Source organism: Nonomuraea sp. JJY05 (assembly GCF_043496855.1).
Classification (GTDB): Bacteria; Actinomycetota; Actinomycetes; order Streptosporangiales; family Streptosporangiaceae; genus Nonomuraea.
In genome coordinates, this window is sequence record NZ_JBIEIS010000090.1 from 1 (window position 1) to 20516 (window position 20516).

A 20516-nucleotide genomic window follows, 5' to 3' on the forward strand; every position below is an offset into this window, starting at 1 on the left:
ACCCGCAGGAGACATTCCACCCTGGGCTATCTGAGCCCGATGGACTACGAGCAGCAAACCATCGATAAGGTGCTGCTCGCCGCATGACAATCGGTGTCCACACCTCGGGGTGAGCCCCCCAGCAACCCCGGCCGTTGCGTGACGCCACACAGGATGTGGTAAAGCAGGCGGCCAACCAGATTTGGGATGTTCCGCCGCCCGTGGCCACGTTCGCCTTCCGAGATGGCGAACTCGACTCCATCCAGGCGGCCTACCGCCAGCATGAAGAAGCCGGAAGCCATGCCGTCGTAGTGCTGTTCGGTTTGCCAGGCGTAGGTAAGAGCCAACTCTCGCTCGCCTACGCGCATCGCCATGCAATGGATGCCCTGGTGTGCTGGCGAGTGGATGCGTCCTCGCTGGACAGCCTGACTTTCGACCTCGCACAACTTGCTCGTCGGATGCGCATCGAGACCGTAGACGACGCAGAAGCGGCTGAAGCGATCGTCACCGAATTGGCAGCGCGAACAGACTGGTTTCTGCTTTTTGACAATGCGTCGAGCCCCGACCTGTTGCGGGCGTTCATGCCACAGCGTGGCGGCCGAGTGCTCGTCACGTCGCGTTCCCCAGCCTGGGAAGCCATGGCCACGACGATCGAGGTGGAACCGTTCAGTCAGGAGGCGGCCACTCGGTTCCTGCTGCACCGCACCAGTTATCCGGGCGGCGATGGGCAGGCTGCCGAGGTACTGGCAGAGGAACTTGCCGGCTTGCCGCTGGCTTTGGAGCAGGTAAGCGCGTACTGCCGCCTCACCGGCATCGCATTGGCCGACTATATGCATCGATATCGCCGCGAGCGGTTGCTGGACAAGGCTGCGCCTGGCGAATATGAGATGGGATCGGTCACTGCCACCGTGATATTGGCGATGCGGCTCGCCATGAAACAGCATCCGGCGGCCGGTCAGCTGCTCATGGTCTACGCATTCCTTGCGCCAATCGACATTCCACGCGACCTTCCGCTGCTCAAGCCGACTGCGCTGCCGAAAATCCTGCGGCGGGCAACTGGTCGCGAGGCGGACTTCGATGAGGTGGTGCGGGTACTGCTGGAGACATCCCTGGTGACTGTCGACCAGCAGGGGACGTTGCGGATGCATCAGCTCGTGCAGCAGATCGTCAGGACGCAGGCGGTAGTCGTGCCGGTTCGGCGGTCGATCTTCCACATCCTTGGCTTCCAGGTGAAACCTTCTGACTTGAAGGCGGGAATAGCCTCACTCGAATGGGGCCTTGTTGTTGGTGATCTTCTCATCAAGGCGCAGGCTCTCTTGGCTGAGTTGCTAGAGGATGTAGATCTGAACGACGAGGAACTGGACGAGCAGCAGGTCGCGTACAAGGAGATCTCGCGGACGATCTCCTTCCAAGCGATGCACTACCACGCGATCATGGCTGATCAACACGAGGAACTGGCCCGTCTGCATATCGAGATGGCAGAGAAGCTGTGATTCGGACCTTATGCATGAAGGTACTCGGGCCTCACGGTGCACTTCCAACTCGGTGAACCTCTCGACGTCGAGATCGTGGACCATGCTGAGTTCGCCCAGTACGCGCAGGACAGCCGCCAACAGGGTGCGCGGCTACCGGCGCGCCATGCCCGAGGCGGCATTCTTCGAGGTGAGCGTGTTCCATGCGATCTCGGCGTTCAACAACTGCGGGTTCGCGTTTTGGCCGGACAGCCTGATCCGATTCGCCGGCGATCCGTGGATCTGCCTGACCATCGCGATCGCGGTGATCAGGGCGGGCTGGGTTCCCCGGTGGTGTTCGACGGCCAGCAGGACGCGGATCACAGGCTCTCACCCGTCACCCGGACGAGCGAGGGCAGGTGCGCCTCGACCCGGTGCACTTTGGTCAGTGCCCTGAACGACTCGATAGTCGGTACGGCCGACCACAGGCGACAAACAGGCACGGGTCTTCCGCGCTGTCCACCTCGACGATCGTCCCGATCGATTGCGGGCCTCGAACAGCGCTGACAGACCGCACGTGGTGGCCTTTTGCACGGCACAGGTGCCCGAGGTCGACACGGCGAGCGGCAGGCCGTACATCGTCAGCGAGTGCATCCAGAGCCCCACCCTCGACCAGGCTGTGCGCCGGCACGGGCCGCTGTCCGGGAGCGACCTGCACCGGCTGGCGGTCGGCACGATCACCGCGCTGGCGGCCGTTCACCGAGCGGGCGTGGTGCACAGAGACCTCAAACCGTCCAACGTCCTGCTCAGCCCGAAGGGCCGCGCGTGATCGACTTCAGCATCGCGCGGCTAACGGGGCATGACTACACCGGCGGCCACGTGATGGGAACACCGCCGTCCGTCTACCCGCAGGTGGCCATGGCCGCGGCGGAGAAGACCGCCGCCCTGCTGTTCGGCGAAGCGGACCAGGCCGAACCAGGCAAACTCCTTTCGCTGAGGAGCTGAACAGTCGGATTAAGCATCCGGCCCCGCATTCGCCGCCTGCTCGCGGCAAGGCGGGGCCGCTGCTCTTGCCGCACCAGCTGGAGATGGTGAATGGATCATGGTGTGTGCGGGGTTGGTGCGCGCGAGCACGTATGGAGCACGCAACCGCTAGACGAAAATTCTAGAACGCATCCGATCCCACATAACAGCAGGTCAGACCATGATCAAAGCGCGCCCTGCAGGATTCGAACCTACGACCTACGGATTAGAAGCAAGATCATTAAGTGTCACACGATGCCAGCCGATGACGGTTCCTGCCACTTTAACGCGTTCTGCGTGTCACGCGGTGTCGGGTCCTGACGATGGGTGACGGGGCGTACGAGCACGCACCGAGCACGGCCGCCGTCCTGTTGCGGTCATTGCGTCATGGCTGCCCGGAATGGATCCCGCCCTCCAGCCAGACACCTCATGACGTCAAGATGTGACCTCATGTGTCGTGAAACTTTCATGGCCTGTGGCCACAACTGGCCGGCGCCCACCTGGCGGCCCCCTCGATCGCCGCCCAACCGAAAGGACCGCACACCCCCTGCTCCATCGCGGGTTCATCCCATCACCGCCTAAGGCGCAGGAGTGGTCAGAACGTTTCCAAGCGACGCATGGGGCGTTGTTCAATTCTCAATTATTTGTTCTCATGGGGCCCTCGTCTCCTCCTACGAAGGAACGGATTTGAGGTACCTGGGCCACGAGCCAGAGCGTCGTCCCGCAACTCGACCGCAGGCCATGGAACGACCTTGGTCTGCACCGCTGCTGGACCACCTTTCGCCTGAGGATCGCCGCCTCTTCCAGCTGTTCGGGAAGGGCCCGAATCGGACGGTTCCTCATCAGTACATCCATCGAGCATTCGAGCGGTGGGCCGCGATCACCCCAGACGGGATCGCCGTAGAGCATCTCGGCGAGGCCATCTCTTACCGTGAACTCGACCGCCAGGCGAACCTGCTGGCGGCCCTGCTGGTCCGGCACGGCGTTCAGCCTGGGGACAACGTCGGGCTGTTCGTCCGGCGCGGGATCCCCATGGTGGTCGGACTGCTGGCCGCGCTGAAGGCGGGCGCGGCCTACGTGCCGCAGGACGTGGACATCGCCCCGGAGGAGTATCTCCGCCATGTCATCGCCACGGCGGCCACGCGGGTGATCCTCACGCTGTCGGACGCGGAGGAGCGCATCCCGGCAGGTGCCGGGCAAGTGTGCGTCCCCATCGACGCCGTCATGCGGGATGGTGGCCAGTATGCGTTCGAGCCCGTCGATCCTGCCGGGGGCTGCTATGTACTGTTCACTTCCGGCACGACAGGAAAGCCCAACGGTGTCATCGTCACCCATCGGAACGTCTGCAACGTCCTGCTCACCGAGCCCGGAGACCTCGGCATGCGCCCAGGCTTGCGGGTCGGGCAGATCCTCAACATCGGGTTCGACATGGCGGCGTGGGAGATTCTGGGTGCCCTCTCGCACGGCGCGACGCTGGTCATCCGGGGGAAGGACATCGCCGAGACCGTGACGGACGTCGAGGTGGTGATCGCCACCCCGACGATCCTCTCAACGGTCGATCCAGGGCGCTGCCGCCGGGTACGGGTAGCGGCCGTGGCTGGAGAGCCGTGCCCCCGCGCGCTCGCCGACCGGTGGGCGGCCGTCGGCACCTTCTACAACGCGTGCGGCCCGACCGAGACGACCATCGTCAACACGATGCAGCGCCATGATCCGGCGGCGATCCGGCTCACCATCGGCCGGCCCACGCCCAACAACACCGTGTACGTGCTCGACGAGCATGGGCGCCCGTGCGCCATCGGTGAGATCGGCGAGATGTGGGCCGGCGGCGAGTGCGTGTCCGCGGGATATGCGGGGAACCCCGAGCTGACCGGCGAACGGTACGCGCCGGATCCATTCCTCGGCGGGGGACGGCTGATGTTCAGGACGCGGGATCTGGGGCGCTGGACGCCCGATGGCGAGTTGGAGCACCTGGGGCGGACCGATGACCAGGTCAAGATCCGAGGGTTCCGGGTCGAGCTGGACTCGGTCTCGGCCGTCCTCGAGGCGCTGCCCGGATGCAATCGCGCGGTGACGCTCAAGCTCGACGACCGGACCCTCGTGTCGTTCGTCACCGGGGCGCATGTGGAACAGGAAGCAGCCCGAAGAGCGGTCGCCGCCGTGCTTCCTTATTACTGCGTGCCATCAGCAGTGCACGAAGTGGGAGCGCTCCCACTCACCAGTAGAGGAAAGATCGACAAGGAGGCCCTGCTCCGGCTGGCGGTCGCGGAAGTGGCTTCATGACGACGATCGACGCAGGAGAAGGGGTCACACGGCGGTCGGAGGTCGAACTGCCTGAGCTGACGTCGCTGCCGCGGCGCGCCCTCAAGCACCCTCATCTCATGCATTACAACCGGCTTGCGGCCTTCGTCCTTGCGGTGAACCTGGTTGTTCTCTCGTACGGGCTGGGCTCGGGCGGGTGGTGGTCGCGGGACGGGGTGGACCTGCGTGCTCTGTCGTATGCGGCGCTGGGCAACTTCGCGCTGGCCGTCATCATCCGGCAGCAGTACGTCGTCAACCTGCTCTTCTGGCTCGCCACCCGGCCGCCCACCACGTGGCCGCTGCGGGTCCGATGGGCGCTGGCCAAGGTCTACCACTTTGGCGGTCTGCACATCGGCGGCGCGCTGGCGGGGACGCTCTGGTTTCTCGCGCTCGTAGGTGGGCTGACCCACCACGCGGTCCGGGGCCTGGGCGGCGGTGCGACGGCCGGGACCGTCGCGGTCTCCTATGCGCTGGTGGCGCTGCTTATCGGCATGGTGGTCACGGCACTGCCTCCGCTGCGGTCCAGGTTCCATGACCTCTTCGAACGAACGCACCGGTTCGGCGGCTGGACCGTGCTGGTGCTCTTCTGGGTCCAGACCGTGCTGTTCGCGCGGGCCGTGGAGCAGAGCCTCGCGGCGGCGCCTGGCATCTGGGTCCTGGCCGTGATCACGTTCAGCATCGCTCTGCCGTGGCTGCGGCTGCGGCGGGTGCCGGTGGTCATCGAGCGACCGTCGTCACATGTGGCGCTGGTGCACTTCGACCACGGTGTCACGCCGTTCGCGGGCTCCTCGACGGCGGTCAGCCGAAGCCCGCTGCTGGAGTGGCATTCGTTCGCCAACGTCCCGACCCCGGGACGACCGGGGTTCCGGCTCACGATCTCGCGGTCGGGAGACTGGACTGGGTCCTTCATCGACGACCTGCCCTCGCATGTTTGGGTCAAGGGCATCACCACCGCCGGCGTGGCCAACATCGAGACGCTGTTCACCAAGGTGGTGTACGTGGCCACCGGCAGCGGCATCGGGCCGTGCCTACCCCACCTGCTGGCCGCGAAGGTCCCGTCCCGGCTGGTGTGGTCGGCACGCCGGCACCGGAAAACCTACGGCGACGCGCTCGTCAACGAGATCCTGGCCGTCCAGCCCGATGCGGTCCTGTGGGACACCGCCGAACACGGCAAGCCCGACATGGTCCGGCTGGCGTACGCGGCGTACGCCGAGTTCGGTGCCGAGGCCGTCATCTGCATCTCGAACAAGAAGCTCACCTGGCAGGTCGTACACGGCATGGAGCGCCGCGGCATCCCCGCCTACGGTGCAATCTGGGACTCCTGAGGAGGCAACGATGCACGTGAAGATTGATCGTGCCGGCCGCGTCGTCACCGTGCGCCTGTACCGCCCCGAAGTACTCAACGCACTGAACACCGACCTGATGAACGACCTCGTGGGCGCGCTACGGCCGCTGGACCGCGACCCGGGCGTCGGCTGCTTCCTGATCACCGGCTCCGATCGGGCGTTCGCCGCCGGGGCCGACATCCGGGAGATGGCCTCCAAATCCGCGACCGACCTGGCCGAGGAGGACTTCTTCGCGGGATGGGAGGAGTTCGCGGCGCTGCGCACTCCGAAGATCGCCGCGGTCGCGGGGTACGCGCTCGGCGGCGGCTGCGAGCTCGCGATGATGTGCGACGTCATCATCGCCGCCGACACCGCGGTCTTCGGACAGCCCGAGATCCGGCTCGGGGTGATCCCCGGCATCGGCGGCACCCAGCGTCTCACCCGCCTGATCGGACGGGCCAAAGCGATGGACCTGATCCTCACCGGGCGCACGCTCAACTCCGCGGAGGCAGAAAGCGCCGGCCTGGTCTCCCGGGTGGTCCCAGCCGACCGCCTCTTGGAGGAGGCAACGCAGATCGCAGCCACGATCGCCTCGTTCAGCAAACCGGCGGCCGTGGCCGCCCGGGAAGCGGTCAACCGGGCAGACGAGACTTCCCTGCGCGAGGGCACGCTCTTCGAGCGACGCGTCTTCCACGCCCTCTTCGCCGGCGATGACCAGACAGAGGGCATGCGCGCCTTCCTGGAAAAACGCGCACCGTCCTTCAACGAAGGCTAATACACAGCTTGAATGCGTAAAGTATTCAAGTCGTGACGGATAGCTCTCCGTGCGGTACGACCCGGAGTACGCGGTACGGGCAAAGGGGTGGGTATACGCCTGCCAAGCAGGAACGGCAAGAGAGTTGCAAGACACGGGACTCTTGCCGATTCCAAAGACAGCCCACGACCTTCACTCGCACGAACAGCCGGGACGCCAACTACCGCTCTGAAAGCTCCCAGGCGCGCTCGTGTCAGCTGGAAACCTGGTGGCCGGCGCGATCGCACCGCCCCCCACCATGGTGGCGGGCGGTGCGGCGTCGTACCTGGCGTTCGAGACGATCGCCCGTCAGGCTGGGCCCCTATCGCGTGGTCGCTTCCGGTGGCGCCGGTCTCGAGCCAGAGGTTGTCGTCCGTACGCGTGCCGCTGCCCGTCAGGGCAGAGCCGGTACGGTCGGCTGGGAGTCGATCCAGCCAACCTCGACCATCGTCTCGTTGGAGCTCTTCACGGACGGTTTGCCGTTTGCCGACATCGGGCCTTCCCCAGGGGAGGTCCCCAGAGCACATGACCGAGCGAACGATCTATCTCGACGGGCCTTCCCTCGCCCGTTGGACCAGGAAACCCTAGACGCTTCGATGAACCGGTGATGGGAGAGCATCGCCGGTATGGATGCGACAAGAAATAGTCCACGATCATCCGCGAGTGGACACGAGAGTGATTCGCTGGTCGAGAGATCCCGTGTAAGCGCCATACAGAATGAACGCCGTCGGCGGGCGTTTGCCGGCGAACTCCTTGCCGATCGAGAGCGACATGCCGGAGGACACGCTGATCAGACGCGGTACCCCATCGGAGAAGGTGGGTGTGTGCCAGCGCTGGGCGGAGGCGTCAGAGCAGCGGGAGAGCCGGACCGCACGCATGCCGCCCCCGTTGAAGGCGACGTCGTCGTACTTCTCTCCCGCAGTCAGACACAGTCCGCTGACGATATTGACGAGCTGGAACCCTTGAGGGTCACCCTTGGTGCGCCAGGCTGTCCGCGCGTCGGTGCAGCGCGGCGTCGCGATCCGGCCGCTGATCACACCGATGCAACGGCCGGCGTAGGAGATCCGGGTGCCAGGGACCGCTCTCGGAGTGGGCTTCCTGGTGGTTGTTGGCGTGGATTTCCGGGTCATCTTGGGCTTGGAGGTGGACTTTGGCTCGGGGGAAGTCGTCAGGGTCGCTTGGGCCGCGGGTGGAGATGGGGGCGGATGTGAGGGGTCCGGTGGCAGGGCCACCAGCACAACCACTGCGGTGGCCGCGATCGCCGTCGTGATCAACGCGGGCGTCACCCAGCCCAGTCCTCCGGCGGAGACACCCTTCGCCTTGCCCATGGCTCCCATGGCAAGGGGCAGAGCGACGATCGGCCATACGGCCCGCAGCCTGGTGTTGAGATCGACCAGCTCGCCGTAGGCCCGCGTGCAACTGGGGCAGGACTCGAGATGCGCGCGCAGCGACCGTGGAAGCCGCCCCTTCTTCTTGCGTACGGCGGCGGCCAGCGGCTCGGCGAACTCGCGGCATTCAGGGGAAGCACCCGCCAGGTGCGCGGCCAGATACGCCTTGCGCAACCCCTCGCGAGCGCGGAAGGCCAGCACGTTCACGTTGCCGGTCGTGATGCCGAGTATCTTGGCGACCTTTTCGGGCGTCTCCTCCTCGATCAACGTGTGCCACAGCACGGTCTGCCAGCGTGGCGGCAGGGAACGATAGGCGCGGCTCACCAGGTCGTCGGGCGGTTCCGGCGCCTCCACCGTCAGCACATCTTCCCTGAACTCAGAGGTCAGGACCAGCCGCTGATCGGAGCGGGCCCACTCGGCCGCCGTGTTGCGAACCACTGCATACAGATAGGGACGCCACGGCCCCTCCGGACCGCCCGTACCAGAGCGGACGGTCCGGAGGGTGCGGGTGAACGCCTCACTGGCCAGATCCTCCGCTGTCTGCGGGTCTGGACACAGACGGCGGGCAAGAGCGAGAACAGCCGCGTGGTGCCGCTCATGGAGCTCGGCGACGGCGCGGCTGTCCCCCGCCCTGACCAGGCGGGTCAGGGCGGCGTCCTCGATGGTGGCCTCCGTCACCTATCTGATCACGAACCTCAGCGCGTTCTTCGTGTACGCCGCCTTGGCATACACGCGAGCCGACTTGCCGACGGGGAGACCAACGAGCCGGGTAGCTCTTGTGGTCGCGCTCTTCACCGTCACCGTGCCGTCCTGCTGGGATTCCAGCAGCCAGCGCTGGCCCTTGGCCGTGCCGCGGCAGGTGGTGAGGACGACAGCGCGCTTACCCTGGCGGGCCGCACCGAGAGCCAGGCAGCGGCTGCTGTATCGCAGTTGAACGGCCCCGTGGGCGACCGGCACGACGCGCCACTTCGTCCGGCACGCCCCTAGGCTCGCCTGTGAGCGGGTGGCGGTCAGGCAGGTCCCGTACGAGCTCTTGAAGCTGGCGGTCCGTGCCTGCGGCCCAGCGGAGGGCAGCGGTTCAGGGACCGTCGTCGGAGCCGCAGAGGGTTCAGGGGTCCGGGTCGGGGTGGGAGCCGTGGTTGCCTCCGGGGTCTTGGCCGGGGTCGACGCGGCTGTGGTGCCGCCGAGCAGTTCGGCCACGACGGTGCCTCCGGCATCGCGCACCGCCGGAGCTCCGTCATTCTTGTCCTTGACGGACAGGCGGCCACCGGCCCGGCTGGCGAAGCTTGTCCGCTCCTGCTCCGCCTGGGGCAGCCACTGCTGCGACCGTTCCTTCGCCACGCACTTCTCGGTCGTCACCGTGTCGGCCATCTTCAGGCACTCGCCGGTTCCGGCGTTGCGGATCGTCAGATAGCCGTCGGCGTCAATGCTCCGCTACCAGGTCTGGTTCTTGGCGTCCGCACACGAGCGCTGTACCACCTGCTGCCCGCTGTCGTCGAGACACTTGCCGTTATCGACTGCTTTGAGGCGGAGGTTCCACACCGGGCTCGGCTGGTCCTGGATCAGGTACGGGCTGAACGCGACGTTCCAGTTCTTCGCCAGTGGCGGCTGCCGCACGGGCGTCGGTTCGAAGTAGCGGAAGTCGTCGATTCGGCAGGAGTCGAGGTGGTAGTTCGACGCGGCGTCGCTCTTGCACTCCGGCTTGCTGCCCGAGTTGCGGCAGAGCGGGTCGTTACCGTTCTTGGGATCGTTGTTGCAGTGCGAAAGCCCGAAGGTGTGCAACAACTCGTGGGTCAGCCCGGCTTCGCCCCAGCACCAGCGAGGAAGGATGGCGCCACCATTGCTGAGGCCGGCGTCGGCACCGCCACCCGTGCACGAGTTGGTGATGTCGTTGTCCCTGACGAAGAACAGCGGCTTGACACGATTGGTCGGCCAGAGCTTGCGCACCAGGGCCGACTGGGCGGCGAGGTTCTCCCCGAGCGCCTTGCTCATCTCCGCCCGGTTGCGGCCCTTCACGAAGGGCAGCTTCGCCACCACGGGACGGCAGTCGCCATCCTGCAGGAACCGGATTCTCCGAGAGATCCCGAACCTTTGAGCGCTGGCGTCGAAGGTCTGGTCCGTCTCCCAGATGGCGTTCAACACGGCGCCCAGATCGGCGTCGTACTTGTCCTGCTCTGGCTGATGGACGTAGATCGGCAGCACCCATCCCTTGTCCGGCGAATCCGCCGCATCGCAGGCGAACTGCGATCGCGAAGCCGCCACCGCCGAGGTGGACAACGGTACGGCCAGCACTCCCGCCACCATCGACAACAGTAACGACAGTGGGAGGAGCAATCTGATTCTGTTCATTGGAGCTCCTTTCGCCAGGAAGGAGTCGATCCAACGATGGGAATTACGCGGCTTGGAGATTTTTCTGGGGAAGTTGCTACAAGAGGGCACTGCAGTGGCATGGGTTGGCAGGCCTTCCACTCCAGTCACGCTGGCCGGGCGCGGCGGGCGGTCAGCGGCGGATGAGGGCGGTGAGAAGGTCCTTGACCTCGGTCGCCGCGTAGGCGTCGCCGTCGAACGGGCCGATGAGGACAGGGCCGTCGGCGGGATCGTCGGGGAGGCGGCCGTGGCTGCCGCGGACCGGCGAGGGGTCCAGCGGCACGACGGACATCGTGTAGCGGAACCCCAGCTTCTTCCTGGCCAGCGCTGCCGCGGCGCGGAGCTTGACGAACGGGTCCCGGGGGTCCATGAACAGCTCGGCGGGGTCGTAGCCAGGCTTGCGGTGGATATCCACCAGTCGCGCGAAGTCGGGCGCCCGGTCGTCGGAGAGCCAGTAGTAGTAGGTGAACCAGGCGTCGGGCTCGGCCACCGCGACGAGTTCCCCCGCGCGTTCGTGGTCGAGGCCGTACTTGGCCTTGCCCGTCTGGTCGAGCACCTCGTCCACGCCGGGCAGGGCGGCGATGACGTCGCGAGCACGGTCGAGGTCGGCCGGGTCACGTATGTACACGTGGGCCACCTGGTGGTCGGCGACGGCGAAGGCGCGGGAGGTCCACGGGTCTAGGTACTCCATCCCGGCCTGGCTGTAGACCTCCAGCAGGCCCGCGCTCCGGAGCGCGCGGTTGATGTCCACCGGGCGGGAGGCCGGCGTGATGCCGTACTCCGACAGCACCACCACCTCGGCGTCCTCTTCGAGAAGCGGGGCCAGCGCGGCGTCGACGGCGCGGGCCGCGGCGATCGCCTCAGGACCGTCGGGGCCGTGCCGTTGCAGGTCGTAGTCGAGGTGCGGGACGTAGACCAGCAGCAGATCCGGCCGTTCGCGGGCCAGGATGCGGCGGGCAGCGGCGATGATCCATTCGGAGGAGGCGATCCCGGCGTTCGGACCCCAGTAGGTGAACAGGGGGAACGGGCCCAGGGCGGCCTCGAGATCGTCGTGGAGTGAGGGCGGGCGGGTGTAGCAGTCGGGCGACTTGCGGCCGTCGGCGTGGTAGATGGGGCGGGGGGTTACCAGCAGGTCGGTCGGCGCGCCCATCGCGTACCACCAGCAGACGTTGGCGGTGCGCAGGCCGGGCATGGCGGTCCACAGCTGGTCGCCCTGGATGAGCGCGTTGTGCTGGCGCCACAGGAGCACCTCGCCGAGGTCGCGGAAGTACCATCCGTTGCCGACGATGCCGTGGTCGCGGGGCAGCGCGCCGGTGAGCAGGGTGGCCTGCATCGAGCAGGTGACGGCCGGAAGGATCGGGCGGAGGCCGGCGGCAGGGCCCACTTTCACCACGTTGGGCATGTGTGCCAGCAGGCGTGGGGTGAGCCCGACGACGTTGATCACGACCAGTGGCGCCATCACAGCTCCTTCAGACCGAGTGCGGCCAACTGCCGCCGGGTCCAGTCGAGTTCGGCGGCGATGCCTTCGGCGAGGTCCGGCGGTGCGCCGGGGAGCACGTTCCAGGTGTAGGTCTCCACCTCGATGTGCCGGGTGAGCGGGGCGGGGCCGCCGAGCAGGGCATCCAGCACTTCCCGCAGGTAGGACGCGGTGGTGGTGAGCGGTGGCGGTGGTGCGGCATGCAGCGGTACGTGGAAGTGCACCCGCCAGCGCTCCCCCACGGGCAGCTCTCCGGCCAGCGCCTCGCCCAGATCGTCGGTGAATCCGCTCGGCGAGCGCGTCTGGTGCAGGAAGCGGGGCTCGTCGAACGCCTTCAGCGTGTCCTGGCTGCCGGGTGGCGCCTCCAGGGCGCACGATGCCTGGAGCTTGACGATGGGGAGTCCGAGGCCGGCCGCCGCGGCGGCCTCCTCGAAGCCCACGGCCAGGTGGCAGGCGTCGAGGCAGACGCCGAGGTGGTCGCGGTCGACGTCGGCGAGCAGGCGGGTGGCCTGCGGGGTGGTCTCGACGATGCAGCCAGGCTCTGGTTCGAAGCCCAGCCGGATCGTCTTGCCGGTTCGATCGGCCAGCTCGCGCAGTCCACGAGCGGCGGCGTCGAGGTTGGCCGCGACCGCTGCCGCCTTCTCCGCCGTCCAGCCGGTCCGCCAGGCGAGGGGCAGCGTGGAGATCGTGCCCTCGATGACGTCGTCCGGCAGCAGTGCGGCGAGGATCTCGGCGAGCCCCAGGGTATAGCGCAGCCGCTCCGCGTCGGCCCAGTCAGGGGCGTACACGCGGTACTTCACGATCTCGTCGTGGAAGCCGCGGTACGGGAACCCGTTGAGGGTCACGACCTCCATCCCGAGTTCGGACAGCCGCTCACGCAGGCCGGCGAGCTCCCCGGGCCGGGCAAGGAGATCCGCTGCGGCGTGCTGCGACAGCCACAGGCCGAGACCGAGCCGTTCGGTGCCGAGCAGATTCCTGACCCTCGCCGCGATACCTGAGAGCTGTCCATGGATGCCGGGGAGATCCTCGGCAGGGTGCACGTTGGTGCAGTAAGCCAGGTGCACGGTCGAGCCGTCCGGGTGGCGCAGTCGCATGGTCATCCTCGCTTGATCGTGTTGCCGGCGTAGTCCGGGTCGGGTGAGCCGGTCTCCAGATCGAGCCGTCCGCTCTGCCCGTAGAAGGCGACCGGATTGCGCCAGAGCACCTGGTCCACGTCGTCGTCGCCGAAGCCGGCGGCGAGCATGGCGTCGCGGACCTCACGGGTCTTCAGCGGGTCGCTGCGGCCCCAGTCGGCGGCCGAGTTCACCAGCATCCTGGCGGTGCCGTACTCCTTGAGGATCGCCACCATCCGGCCGGGGTCCATCTTGGTGTCGGGGTAGATCGAGAACCCCATCCAGCAGCCTGAATCGGCGACCATGCCGACGGTGGGCTCGTTGAGGTGGTCGACGAGCACCCGTTCGGGCGGGGTGCCCGCCGCCTTGACGACGTCGAGGCTGCGGCGGGTTCCCGCGACCTTGTCGCGGTGGGGGGTGTGGACCAGGATCGGGAGGTCGTTCTCCGCCGCCATCGCGAGCTGGGCCTCGAAGGCCCGCTCCTCGGCGTCGGTCATCGAGTCGTAGCCGACCTCACCGACCGCGACGACGGAGTCCTTCAGCAGGTATCGCGGCAGTTCGGTGAGCACCTCGGCGCAGCGCGGGTCGTTCGCCTCCTTCGGGTTGAGCGCGAGCGCGCAGTGGTGGTGGATGCCGTACTGCGCGGCGCGGTACGGCTCCCAGCCGAGGAGCGCGTCGAAGTAGTCGAGGAAGCTCCCGACGCTGGTCCGCGGCTGGCCCAGCCAGAAGGCGGGTTCGACCACTGCGCGTACCCCGGCGTCGTACATCCGCTGATAGTCGTCCGTGGTCCGGGAGGTCATGTGGATGTGCGGGTCGAAGATGCGCATCAGATCCTCTCCAGGATGTCGTGGGGAACCGGGCGTCCGGCCGCCCGCCGCTCCGTCGCGAAGTCCGACAGCATGCGGGTCAGCTCGACGTCGGTCCGGCGGTCGAGCCCGGCGATGGAAGCCAGCGGGATCTCCATGAAGACGCACTTGAGCACGCCCTGGCGGAAGGCGTGGTCGTCGAGCCACTGCGCGCCGTACGGCCCGAGGGCCGCGGCCACCAGCCGCGCGTCGTTGGTCCGCAACGCGTCCTCGACCAGCGGGATCGCCGCCGCGCCGAGGCCGAGCTCGGGCAGGGCCGCCAGGATCGTCAGCCGCTCACCGCTGTCGCCCCGCTCGTAGAGCGCTCGTATGGTCGCCTGGTCCCCGTGCAGCGCCGCGAGCAGCGCGCGCCGCGCGCCGGTGCCGCCCCGCCGTTCGGCCTGTGGGAAGAGCAGGTATGCGGCGCCGTGATCAGCCTCGACCTGCGACAGCGCCCGCGCCAGCCACTCCTCCGCCCGCGGCTCCATCTCGCCCATACTGCCTCCTTCCTTCCTTACTCACCGTCCTGAGAAAATCGATCGACCGGCGGGCGACCTGCGGCGCCGCATGAGAGTGCCGGGCGAGTTCCACGGCCACCTGCCCCCGATAGCCGGCCAGCGCGGCGAGCACCGGCGGGAAGTCGATCTCGCCCTCGCCGAACTCCAGGTGCTCGTGGACGCCTCGCCGCATGTCCTCGATCTGCACGTGCACGAGATACGGCAGCGCCCGCCGTACGCATGCGGGCACGTCGTCCGGCTCCAGGCAGCGGCAGTGCCCGATGTCGAGGGTGAGCCCGAAGCGGGGGTGGCCGCCGAGCATGGCATGCAGCCGCTCGAATCCGGCCAGGTCTTCCACGAGCATTCCGGGTTCGGGCTCGAACCCGAGCATGACGCCGAGGCGGTCGGCCGTGACGAGGAGCCCTTCGCACTGGCGCGCCAGCCGGGCCCACGCCGCTTCCTCTTGCAGGTCCTCGGGCTTGATCCCGCTCCACAGGTGCACCACGGGAGCGCCCAGGTCGGCGGCGATCCGCATGGCCTGGCTCAAGAATCCGACGCGGCGCTCGGCGTCCTCGCTGATGAGAGTGGGATGGTGCTTGCGGCGGGGGTCCAGGGTGTAGCGACCGCCCGTCTCGATGACCGCGTTCAGGCCGAGCCGGTCGAGCAGACCCGCGATGCGGTTCACCTCGGCGGTCAATCCGGGGGCGTAGGGGTCCAGATGGCCATGATCCAGGGTGATGGCGGCACCCGTGTAGCCCAGCTCGGACAGGATCACGAGGGCCTCGTGGAGTCGATGGCCGGCAAATCCGTTGGTGCAATAGGCCCAGTTCAGGGCCGGAGCTTTCACGCCGGTCCCGGTCATGACGTGGCCATCCGGGCCGAGAGCCACCTGCCCGCGGGCAGCGCGCCGAGTAGCGCACCCGCGGCCGCCAGCCGCCCGCTGCCCGCGACCGCCGCCGCCTGCAGGGGGATCAGGCCGAGGATGCTCGCCCGGACGGCCTTGCGTACCTGCTCGGGATCGGGGCGGGCGCGTAACCCGGCCTGGGCCGGGATGGTCGCGGTGAGATGGCTGGCGAGGAGAAGTGCGGCGCTCGCCCGCGCGGCGGCGTCCTTCGAAGAGGAACTGTTACGCAGGCAGGACCCGGCCGCCAGCCCGGCCGCAGCGGTGCTGGCGGCGAGCGCGCCGCGCACTGTCTTCACCGTCGCCCCGGTCACTTCGGCTCTGCCGAGGATGCTGATCCCGTAGGTGTGGGCGCCGATCGCCAACGCCATCGGGGCGGCGGCCCTGACCTGTGGGCCCGCGCCGAGCAGCACGTCTAGTGCGCGGCAACTCGCCATCGTGGCCGGTCCCAGCGGGGTCCGTTTGAGTCCCAGGTCGTACGCCCACACGGCACCGGCCAGTAACCCGGCCACTCCCAGGGCGCGGCGACCGCCGGACGCCGCGGCGACGATCAGACCCGCGCCGGTCAGCCCGGCCGCGATGCCGAGCGCGGTGCCCGGGCGTACCCGGCCCGAGGGGATGGGGCGCTCCGGCCGTTCGACGGCGTCGGCCTCGCGGTCGGCCCAGTCGTTCAGCGCCATGCCCGCCCAGTAGATGAGCACCGAGGTGAGGGCTAGGCCAGGCGCAGAGCTCCGCCCTGCGGCGGCGGCCCCGGCCATCATGTCCCCCGGCACCGACAGCGCGGCGGGAGCCCGGACCAGTTCGAGCAGCGCCTTCACGAGGCATCCCCGGCCAGGTCCGCGGCGAACGCGCGCAGCCGGGAGTACTGGGCGGCGAGCGCATGCTCGTCCGCGCCAAGCGGGTCCTTGAAGAAGAAGCCGAGGTCTGCCAGCACGCCGTACCGCCCGCGCTCGTGCGCGCGAGCCACCAGCCGGGCCAGATCCAGGACGAGCGGCGCGGCGAGCGCCGAGTCGCAACCCTGCCAGGTGAACTGGAGGCTCATGCGCACGCCGAGGAAGCCCTCGAAGGTCACATGATCCCAGGCGGTCTTCCACTCCCCGAGATCCTCGACGTAGTCAATGTGCGTCTCTCCTTCGACGGGCGTGCCGAGGATCCCGGCGACGGCCCGGTCCTTCGAGAGCGCCTTGCTCGATCGGGCGGCCGGGTCGGCGAGGGTGGCTCCGTCTCCCCCGCCGAGCAGGTTGAGCCCGGACCACGAGCGGACCCGCAGCGACCTCTGCGCGAACATGGGTGCGAGGGCGCTCTTGACCAGGGTCTCGCCAGTCTTCCCGTCGCGCCCGGCATACGGGACGGCCCGCAACTCCGCGAGCTCGGCCAAGGCCGGCAGGACAGGCCCGGTCGACGGGGTGAACTCCACGTAGCCGCAGCCGGCGCGGAACGCGGCGTAGGCGTAGAGGGAGCTCGTCGGCAGCACCTCATCGCCCGCGGCGAGCCGCCCTTCGAGGTCGGCCAGACTCTGGAACTCCGGGCGTGGGGCGGCGGGAGGCTCGGTAGACGAGACGTTGACGACGACCACCCGGGCGAGCCGGTGCCGGTCGCGGAAGTCGGCGATGTCGTCGGCCAGGCGGGCCGCGGCTGTCGCCTGGGTGTTGTCGCCGGGAACATGACCCGGTCTGATCTCCGCGTCGGCGGCGTCGAGCTCCTGGTCGAGCAGTCCGGGCAGGCCCGCCGGCACCACTCCCGCCTTGCTCAGCTGTTCGGCGCGCTTCCGTAAGGGGACTTCAGTGATGTCGTGGCCGCCGAAGAGCAGGCCGGCGATCGGAACCAGACCTCCGGGAAAGTCCGGAGCCTCGGTGACGCATCCCTGGGCCGGTAAAGCGCCCGCCCTGACTGCGGCGGCACCGATGGTCGCGGTGGTCGCCACGGATCCGCGTGCTCCGATGAACCAGACACCGACCTTGCGCATAGGAGCTCCTGTTCATACCGCGTATACCGGTATGGAGTTGACATACCGGTATGGGATTACGCGGATCGTAAGAGTCCTTTTATCGACGGTCAAGCATAAGTCTGCCGGCTCTCGCCCTAACTGGTGCCGTCAGGCCGACAACGCCTGGTCCACGGCCTCCGGCGACAGCATGTGCTCGATCATCATCACCGCCGCGCCGACCACCCCCGCACGGTCGCCGAGCTCGCTGACACGAATGCTCAGATGCTGGGTGGCGAGGGGCAGGGACCTGCTGTAAATCACCTCTCGAAGTCCGGCGAGCAGGTGCTCGCCCGCTCCTGCGAGGTCACCGCCGATCAAGATCACGGCTGGGTTGAAGAAGTTCACAATGGAGGCCAGGACGACGCCGACCTCCCGGCCTGCCTGCCGGACAAGTTGGATGGCCTCGGTGTTGCCCGCACGCACCAGGCGTACGACGTCGCGGCTGTCGGCGGTCTCGTAGCCCGCCGCGTGCAGGCGTGCGGCCAGCGCCGCGCCGCCCGCCACGGCCTCCAGGCAGCCGACGTTGCCACAGCGGCACACCACGTTCTCCTCGGACGAGGGCACCCGGATGTGGCCGATGTCCCCCGCCGCACCTTGCGCACCGCGGTGCAGGCTGCGGCCGCTGATGATGCCACAGCCGATGCCGGTGCCGATCTTGACGTAGATGAGGTGCTCGGCCCCGGACCGCCCGGCCCAGTATTCACCCAGCGCCATCATGTTCACGTCATTGTCGACCAGCACAGGGACACCGAGCCGAGCGCCGAGCCAGTCGGGCACCGGAAAACCGTCCCAGCCGGGCATGATCGGCGGGTTGACCGGCTTGCCGGTGTCATGCTCCACCGGACCCGGCAGGCCGACGCCGACTCCGCACACGTCGGCGAGACGGCGGTCGCACTCGGTGAGGAGCTCGCGGAAGGTGTCCACGAGCCAGGTCAACACGGCCTCCGGACCGCGGGCGATGGGCATCTCCACTTCCTGCTCGGCCAGCATCGTGGCCGCCAGGTCGGTCACGGCGAGCCTGGCGTGCGTCGCACCCAGGTCAGCCGCGAGTACGATCCGCGCACTCTTGTTGAAGGCGAACGCCGTCGCCGGACGGCCGCCAGAGGAGATCACGTCGTCGGCCGGCACCACCCAGCGCTGACTCAGCAAGGCGTCGAGGCGCAGGGACACCGTGGACCGCGCCAGGCCGGTGAGCTCGACCAACTCAGCGCGGGTGCGGGCCCGCCCGTCGCGCAGGAGCGAGAGCAGAGCCCCCGCTCCGGCCGCCGGGCCACTTGTGCCGGTCAGCATGCTCTCAGTCAACAAGCGCTCCATTTCGTCGAGAGATGCACACTTCCTATGATCCCTCATGCGCCATTATGCCATTTACACTTCAGCTTTTGCTTGACCGTCGGCATAAGTGCGATCTAGCATCCGGCAACATGAAGGACATAAGCCGGAAACCGGATGATGCTCCTCGTGTAGGGATCGTCGGCACCGGTTTCATGGGCCGGGTGCATGCCCGCGCCGCGCGCATGGCCGGGGCAACGATCGCCGGGGTGGCCGGATCGCGATTAGAGAAGGCGCAGGAGGCCGGACTGGGTGCTGCCAGGGTCTTCGCCTCCGCCGACGAGCTCATCGAGTCGGGCGAGATCGATCTGGTGCATATCTGCACCCCCAACCATCTCCACGCCCCGTTCGTCCTCAAAGCGCTGTCGGCCGGGCTGGCCGTCGTCTGCGAGAAACCGCTGGCCGGCGACGCGATGACCGCCGCGCTCATGGCGGGCCGGGCGGCCGAGGCGGGACTGGTCGCGACGGTGCCGTTCGTGTACCGCTTCCACGCCATGGTGCGGGAGGCGCGGGAACGGGTCGCCCGCGGCGACATCGGCAGGATCAGCTTGATCCAGGGAAGCTATCTGCAGGATTGGCTGCTCCGCCCGGACGACGACAACTGGCGGGTGGACCCCGAGCTCGGCGGGCCCAGCCGGACATTCGCCGACATCGGCTCCCACTGGTGCGACCTGGCGGAGTTCGTCACCGCCGACCGCATCGTCAGCGTCTGCGCGCAGACCGCCATCGTCCAGTCCAGTCGGGCGACCAACGCGCCCGTCGTGACGGAGGACGTGGCGACCGTCCAGTTCCGCACCGCCTCCGGCGCCGTCGGCACGCTGGCCACGAGCCAGGTCTCCCCGGGCCGCAAGAACCGCCTGTTCCTGGAGATCTCAGGCACCGAGGCGAGCCTCGCGTTCGACCAGGAGCAGCCCGAGCTTCTCTGGGTCGGCGACCGCAGCGGATCGCGGGCGCTCATGCGCGACCCGACGATTCTGTCCGAGGCGGCCCAGCCCTACTCGCCGCTCCCGGCCGGACACCCTCAGGGCTACCACGACTGCTTCGACGCCTTCGTCGCCGACACCTACGCCGCGCTCCGTGGCGAGCACCGTGACGGGTTGCCGGTGTTCGCGGACGGCGCCCGAGCCGCCGCCATCTGCGAGGCCGTCCTGACCTCGGCGCGGACCGGGGGGTGGACCGAGTGCTGAGCATGCGCGGCATCGGCAAGAGCTTCCTGGGCGTACGGGTGCTGTCCGGCGTCGACCTGGACGTGGCGGCCGGCGAGGTGCACGCCGTCGTCGGCGAGAACGGCGCCGGCAAGTCCACCCTCATGAAGATCATCTGCGGGGTGCACGCGCCGGACGAGGGCACCGTCGAGATCGACGGCCGGCCGGTTTCCTTCGGCCACCCCCTGGACGCGCAGCGCTCCGGCATCGCGATCATCTACCAGGAGTTCAACCTGCTGCCCGAGCGCACCGTCGCCGAGAACGTCTTCCTCGGGCGCGAGCCCGTCAGGCGCGGCCTGGTCGACCGGGCCGCCATGGAGCAGGCGACCGCCCGGCTCCTCGACGAGCTCGGCGAGAACTCCTTCGGCCCGCGTGATGCCGTCAAGCGCTTGTCGGTGGCCCAGCAGCAGGTCGTGGAGATTGTCAAGGCGCTGTCGGTGAACGCCCGGCTCGTCGTCATGGACGAGCCCAGCGCGGCGCTCGCCGAGCACGAGGTCGAGCTGCTCTACCGGCTGATCGGGCGGCTACGGGAACGCGGC

The 20516-nt window shown here is 68.2% G+C and carries 21 protein-coding genes; 8 read left to right on the top strand and 13 right to left on the bottom strand.

Annotated features, from left to right (window positions below):
• The first annotated feature begins 134 nt into the window (after positions 1-134).
• On the top strand, positions 135-1472 hold the full coding sequence (locus tag ACFKCF_RS60420; protein ID WP_394506397.1) for a hypothetical protein: 1338 nt from the start codon (positions 135-137) through the stop codon (positions 1470-1472).
• 132 nt (positions 1473-1604) lie between these two features.
• On the opposite strand, the gene ACFKCF_RS60425 is transcribed toward ACFKCF_RS60420, so the two are convergent.
• Together ACFKCF_RS60425 and ACFKCF_RS60430 are read right to left on the bottom strand one after the other, a co-directional pair.
• The gene (locus ACFKCF_RS60425; RefSeq protein ID WP_394506399.1) at positions 1605-1814 is read right to left on the bottom strand and encodes a hypothetical protein; all 210 of its coding nucleotides are present in this window, start codon (positions 1812-1814) and stop codon (positions 1605-1607) included.
• Entirely contained in the window at positions 1811-1933 is a 123-nt protein-coding gene (locus tag ACFKCF_RS60430; protein WP_394506401.1) for a hypothetical protein, read from the bottom strand. Before ACFKCF_RS60430 ends, ACFKCF_RS60425 begins: the two co-directional genes overlap by 4 nt.
• 74 nt (positions 1934-2007) lie before the next feature.
• Here ACFKCF_RS60430 and ACFKCF_RS60435 point away from each other — a divergent pair, with 74 nt between their 5' ends.
• The 5 genes from ACFKCF_RS60435 to ACFKCF_RS60455 all read left to right on the top strand — a co-directional run bounded on the left by ACFKCF_RS60435 (position 2008) and on the right by ACFKCF_RS60455 (position 6851).
• Positions 2008-2259 carry a protein kinase gene (locus ACFKCF_RS60435; RefSeq protein ID WP_394506403.1) on the top strand — a complete coding sequence of 84 codons (252 nt, stop codon included), beginning with the start codon at positions 2008-2010 and terminating at the stop codon, positions 2257-2259.
• On the top strand, positions 2256-2435 hold the full coding sequence (locus ACFKCF_RS60440; protein WP_394506405.1) for a hypothetical protein: 180 nt from the start codon (positions 2256-2258) through the stop codon (positions 2433-2435). Before ACFKCF_RS60435 ends, ACFKCF_RS60440 begins: the two co-directional genes overlap by 4 nt.
• 759 nt (positions 2436-3194) lie before the next feature.
• Positions 3195-4733, top strand: a complete 1539-nt coding sequence (locus ACFKCF_RS60445) for an amino acid adenylation domain-containing protein (protein ID WP_394506407.1) — start codon at positions 3195-3197, stop codon at positions 4731-4733.
• Complete coding sequence (locus ACFKCF_RS60450; RefSeq protein ID WP_394506409.1) at positions 4730-6076, top strand: hypothetical protein; 1347 nt, start codon at positions 4730-4732, stop codon at positions 6074-6076. The genes ACFKCF_RS60445 and ACFKCF_RS60450 overlap by 4 nt, the downstream gene beginning before the upstream one ends.
• Before the next feature lie 10 nt (positions 6077-6086).
• The gene (locus ACFKCF_RS60455; protein ID WP_394506411.1) at positions 6087-6851 is read left to right on the top strand and encodes an enoyl-CoA hydratase-related protein; all 765 of its coding nucleotides are present in this window, start codon (positions 6087-6089) and stop codon (positions 6849-6851) included.
• Between the two features lie 671 nt (positions 6852-7522).
• Here the strand turns inward: ACFKCF_RS60455 and ACFKCF_RS60460 are convergent.
• The 11 genes from ACFKCF_RS60460 to ACFKCF_RS60510 form a co-directional block, all read right to left on the bottom strand.
• The gene (locus ACFKCF_RS60460) at positions 7523-8935 is read right to left on the bottom strand and encodes a sigma-70 family RNA polymerase sigma factor (protein ID WP_394506413.1); all 1413 of its coding nucleotides are present in this window, start codon (positions 8933-8935) and stop codon (positions 7523-7525) included.
• On the bottom strand, positions 8936-9616 hold the full coding sequence (locus ACFKCF_RS60465; RefSeq protein WP_394506415.1) for an RICIN domain-containing protein: 681 nt from the start codon (positions 9614-9616) through the stop codon (positions 8936-8938).
• A 75-nt stretch (positions 9617-9691) separates the two neighbouring features.
• Entirely contained in the window at positions 9692-10606 is a 915-nt protein-coding gene (locus tag ACFKCF_RS60470) for a hypothetical protein (RefSeq protein ID WP_394506417.1), read from the bottom strand.
• 151 nt (positions 10607-10757) lie between these two features.
• Positions 10758-12083: an alkaline phosphatase family protein gene (locus ACFKCF_RS60475; RefSeq protein ID WP_394506419.1), complete on the bottom strand. Its 1326-nt coding sequence runs from the start codon at positions 12081-12083 to the stop codon at positions 10758-10760.
• Positions 12083-13195: a metabolite traffic protein EboE gene (gene eboE / locus ACFKCF_RS60480; protein WP_394506431.1), complete on the bottom strand. Its 1113-nt coding sequence runs from the start codon at positions 13193-13195 to the stop codon at positions 12083-12085. Before eboE ends, ACFKCF_RS60475 begins: the two co-directional genes overlap by 1 nt.
• Positions 13196-13197: 2 nt before the next feature.
• Positions 13198-14040, bottom strand: a complete 843-nt coding sequence (locus ACFKCF_RS60485) for a TatD family hydrolase (RefSeq protein ID WP_355199953.1) — start codon at positions 14038-14040, stop codon at positions 13198-13200.
• Positions 14040-14555: an EboA domain-containing protein gene (locus ACFKCF_RS60490; RefSeq protein WP_394506420.1), complete on the bottom strand. Its 516-nt coding sequence runs from the start codon at positions 14553-14555 to the stop codon at positions 14040-14042. The genes ACFKCF_RS60485 and ACFKCF_RS60490 overlap by 1 nt, the downstream gene beginning before the upstream one ends.
• The gene (locus tag ACFKCF_RS60495) at positions 14491-15330 is read right to left on the bottom strand and encodes a sugar phosphate isomerase/epimerase family protein (RefSeq protein WP_394506422.1); all 840 of its coding nucleotides are present in this window, start codon (positions 15328-15330) and stop codon (positions 14491-14493) included. Before ACFKCF_RS60495 ends, ACFKCF_RS60490 begins: the two co-directional genes overlap by 65 nt.
• 83 nt (positions 15331-15413) lie before the next feature.
• The gene (locus tag ACFKCF_RS60500) at positions 15414-16274 is read right to left on the bottom strand and encodes an SCO3242 family prenyltransferase (protein WP_394506424.1); all 861 of its coding nucleotides are present in this window, start codon (positions 16272-16274) and stop codon (positions 15414-15416) included.
• The gene (locus tag ACFKCF_RS60505; RefSeq protein WP_394506426.1) at positions 16271-17422 is read right to left on the bottom strand and encodes an inositol-3-phosphate synthase; all 1152 of its coding nucleotides are present in this window, start codon (positions 17420-17422) and stop codon (positions 16271-16273) included. The genes ACFKCF_RS60500 and ACFKCF_RS60505 overlap by 4 nt, the downstream gene beginning before the upstream one ends.
• 129 nt (positions 17423-17551) lie before the next feature.
• Positions 17552-18745, bottom strand: coding sequence for an ROK family protein (locus ACFKCF_RS60510; protein ID WP_394506427.1), 1194 nt, complete (start codon positions 18743-18745; stop codon positions 17552-17554).
• Positions 18746-18864: 119 nt separating this feature from the next.
• Between ACFKCF_RS60510 and ACFKCF_RS60515 the strand changes: the two genes are divergently transcribed.
• Both ACFKCF_RS60515 and ACFKCF_RS60520 read left to right on the top strand, forming a co-directional pair.
• A complete protein-coding gene (locus tag ACFKCF_RS60515; RefSeq protein ID WP_394506429.1) occupies positions 18865-19959 on the top strand; it encodes a Gfo/Idh/MocA family protein in 1095 nt (364 codons plus the stop codon).
• Positions 19960-19961: 2 nt separating this feature from the next.
• Positions 19962-20516 (top strand): ATP-binding cassette domain-containing protein (locus ACFKCF_RS60520; protein ID WP_394506433.1); only part of this gene is annotated, 555 nt, incomplete at its 3' end.